This window comes from Thermus sp. (genome assembly GCF_040290245.1).
GTDB lineage: Bacteria > Deinococcota > Deinococci > Deinococcales > Thermaceae > Thermus_A.
The window spans coordinates 7,642-10,794 of the sequence record NZ_PSMQ01000055.1; the positions used below are offsets into that span (position 1 = coordinate 7,642).

Genomic DNA, 3,153 nt, shown 5'->3' on the forward strand with positions numbered 1-3,153 from the left:
GATGCCCATGGCGATCAGGCGGCGGACCGCCTCCTTGGCCGTGGGCCGGAGGCGGTCGGCCAAGGCGATATAGGCCAGGACCCGCTTTTCGTCCATCAGGGCCACCACGCTTTCCCCACGGCTTTCCGCCTCTTTGAGGGCCCCTCTCAGCCCTTCTGCCGCCTTGAGACCGAACTCCTCTGCCCACTCGGGCCGGCCCACCCGGTACCGCCTGCCCTCCACCTGCCCCTCCACGCCCTTGCCGGGAACAGCCTGAAAGTCCAGGGCCCTGGGGAAAGGCAGGCCCTCGGCCTGGGCGGCCTCTACGATGGCCCTGGCCGAACTCCCGGAGGGTGAGGAGGGGGTGTATAACCGCTTTGTCCTTTGTCCGAGCCTCGAGGCCTATGAGACGGCCCGGGGGAGGCTCCACGGGGCCTTGGCCCTATTGCTAGAGGGGGTAGCCTGGCGCCTGGGGCTTCGTGAAACCCCTCCTCCAGCGGAAGGAACGGATGGGGAGGTGCGGGCCTACCTTCTGGCTTTGGAGGCCCACCACAGGTTGGGGCGCGATGACCGGGAAGGGGCGGCCCGGTTGCTGGAGGAGGCAGCCCGGTGTGTGGAGGAGATCTCCCCTGTTTTCGCCGCCCGCCTTTACGCGGAGAGGGGCGGCCTGGAGGGGGGGTTGGCCGGTCCTGGCCCCTGGGCGGTGCCCTTTTACCGAAGATCCCTAGACCTTTTCGCGGACACCGCGTTCGAACAGGCCCAGGCCGAGGTCTGGCTTCAACTGGGGGCGGCCTATCAGACGGAGGCCCAGGGGCGCCGAGAACTTCTCCTCGAGGCCATCAGGGCTTATCAGGAAGCCCTCAAAGTCCTTCGCCCGGAGCGCGATCCGGAGCCATACGTTCTCGCGCAAATGAACCTGGGTCTTTGTTACCTGGTTCTTCCGATGAGCGAGGAGGGCGCTCGACTGCGCCCCGCCATTGCCGTGCAGGCCCTCCGCGAGGCGCAGAAGTGGGCCGATAAAGAGACCCATCCGCAGCTTTGGGCCAGTGCCACACTCAACCTCGCCAATGCCCTTCAACAGCTTCCCTCCGCGCATCCAGAGCAGAACTTGTGGGAAGCGGTGGCCCTATATGAGGAGGTTCTGGCCGTGCGGCGAAAGGAGGAGGATCCTCTGGGCTTCGCCAGGGTCTTAGCCAATCAGGGCAACGCCCTAGCCCACCTGGGCCTTTTTGCTCAAGCGGTGCCCCGACTGGAAGAGGCCCGGGGCCTGTTCGAAGAGCTCGGGGAGGTGGAGGGGGCCAGGGCTGTGGAGACTGTCCTGGCCGAGATCCAAGCCCTCCGCCAGGGAAGGGGATTGGCAAAAGGGGGGAGGTCCGATGGAGCTGTATGAGCGGCAGGCCTTCGACATGTTTGTGAGCCTGGCCGTGGAGCGGTTCTGTGAGCGGATCGTGCAGCGCAACGGTGGGATGGAGCGGGCTCTTGCCCGCCTCCGTGAGGATCCCGACGGGGAAGGGGTATGGCTTGGCCGATTCGTGGAGGCCTTTTTCCGCGAGAACGCCCTGGACAATCCCGGAGGGGCCTGTCTGGTCCTTAGGGCACTTGAGCGGTGGGAGGCCCCTAAGACAGGAGCGGGAAGGATCGGGGAAGTTTTGCAACAGATGGCCCAAGCCGCTTTTGCCCGCCTGGTAGGGCGGAAGGCGGAGGAGGTTCTGGAACGGGGGCTTGTGTACGGTGGTGAGGAATGAGGACGGAAGACCAGGAGTTCGAGGCCTTGGCCCGCCGGGTGGATCAGGCCCTCCAGGAGGTGGAACGGCTGGAGGAGGAGGCCCGGCGGAAAGGGAGGGAGCTCCGGGAAGCTCTGGAGGCTTTCCATCGGTTCTGTCTGGTGCGGATGGTAAGGAGCCTGCGCGGCGACCCGGTGGGCCGGGAGCTGCTCCTCAAGCTCGTTGAGGATCCTGCGGTCTACGCCCTTTTCCTGATGCACGGGATCGTCAAGCCGGACCTGGCTACCCGGGTGGCCCAGGCTCTGGAGCTGATACGGCCCTACATGCGTTCCCACGGGGGAGATGTGGAACTGGTCCGCGTGGATGGGGAAACGGTTTTCCTTCGCCTGCACGGGGCCTGCTCTGGTTGCTCCCTTTCAGCCCAGACCCTAAGGAATGGCGTGGAGGAAGTGCTCCGAAGCCGTGTGCCCGAGGTACGCCGGATCGAGGTGGTGGAGGATCAGCCCGCGGCTGGTTTCATCCCCCTGGAGGCGGTGCTTTCCCTGGAGGAAACCGGTTGGGTGGCCGGCCCCTGGCTGGAGGAGCTTTCCGAGGGAGCCCCCCTGGGGATTGAGATAGGCGGGAAGGCCGTGCTGGTGGTTCTTTGGGAGGGAAAGGTCTACGCCTACCGGAACCAGTGCCCCCATATGGGGATGCCACTGGATCGGGGAAAAATAACGGAGAACGGGGTGCTGGTTTGTCCTTGGCATGGGTTCCGCTTCGATGTGTCCAGCGGGGAATGCCTGACCGCTTCCCATGTCCAGCTCGAGCCTTACCCGGTCCGGATTGAGGAAGGGTATGGGTGCGGCCACGCTGACCGCCAGGCCCGTGCGCTGGTTGGGAGCCCCTGCCCCGGGCCGCCTTCTCCTGCCCCCGGCCAACCCTACCCCGGTCAACCTGTACGCCCCCAGAGGGGTTTTCCTAAACGACCAGGTCCTGGTGGTTGCCGATACGGGGGAACCATCGGGTCCTGGTATGGCACGGATTTCCGGAAAGAGACCATCAACCTGCGGATCTCGTGCTGGGGCAGCCCGATTTTCGTACCGAGGGCCCAGGCCTTCTTCGAATGCCCACCGGGGTGTTGGTGGTAGACGGGCGGCTTTATGTTGCCGATGCCTGGCACCACCGCGTCCTGGTCTGGGAGGAGTTTCCGACCCGGTATCTTCCGGGGGGGGTGGTTTTGGGCACCTCCACCACCGCAAGCTGGGGCGGGGGGGCCTTCGGGTCGGAGAGGTGGAGGGGAAGGAGGGGGGGGTCGACGGACCAGGTGGCGGAGGGGTCGTCGGAGGGAAAGGCCAGGGTGAGGAGGCTTCCCGGCTCGGCCACCACCTCCAGGTCCACCTCGGCGGCGCTGCTTCGCGAAGCGAACACTAAGGGGAGGAGGAAGACCAGAAACAGGCGCATGGCCCAG

At 65.7% G+C, this 3,153-nt stretch carries 4 protein-coding genes and 1 pseudogene; 3 read left to right on the forward strand and 2 right to left on the reverse strand.

What is annotated here, in order from left to right:
* Positions 1 to 318 (reverse strand): annotated as a pseudogene (locus C4301_RS07875) (HAD family hydrolase); the annotation flags it as partial.
* A 25-nt stretch (positions 319 to 343) separates the two neighbouring features.
* Here C4301_RS07875 and C4301_RS07880 point away from each other — a divergent pair.
* From C4301_RS07880 to C4301_RS07890, 3 genes are read left to right on the forward strand one after another with little or no spacing between them, the layout of a single operon-like run.
* On the forward strand, positions 344 to 1,369 hold the full coding sequence (locus tag C4301_RS07880) for a tetratricopeptide repeat protein (RefSeq protein ID WP_352414549.1): 1,026 nt from the start codon (positions 344 to 346) through the stop codon (positions 1,367 to 1,369).
* Positions 1,356 to 1,724 (forward strand): hypothetical protein, encoded by a 369-nt coding sequence (locus C4301_RS07885; RefSeq protein ID WP_352414550.1) that lies wholly within the window; start codon positions 1,356 to 1,358, stop codon positions 1,722 to 1,724. Before C4301_RS07880 ends, C4301_RS07885 begins: the two co-directional genes overlap by 14 nt.
* Positions 1,721 to 2,833 (forward strand): NifU family protein, encoded by a 1,113-nt coding sequence (locus tag C4301_RS07890; RefSeq protein ID WP_352414551.1) that lies wholly within the window; start codon positions 1,721 to 1,723, stop codon positions 2,831 to 2,833. Before C4301_RS07885 ends, C4301_RS07890 begins: the two co-directional genes overlap by 4 nt.
* Before the next feature lie 10 nt (positions 2,834 to 2,843).
* Here C4301_RS07890 and C4301_RS07895 read toward each other — a convergent pair.
* On the reverse strand, positions 2,844 to 3,153 hold a 310-nt coding region (locus C4301_RS07895; protein WP_352414552.1), incomplete at its 5' end, for a hypothetical protein.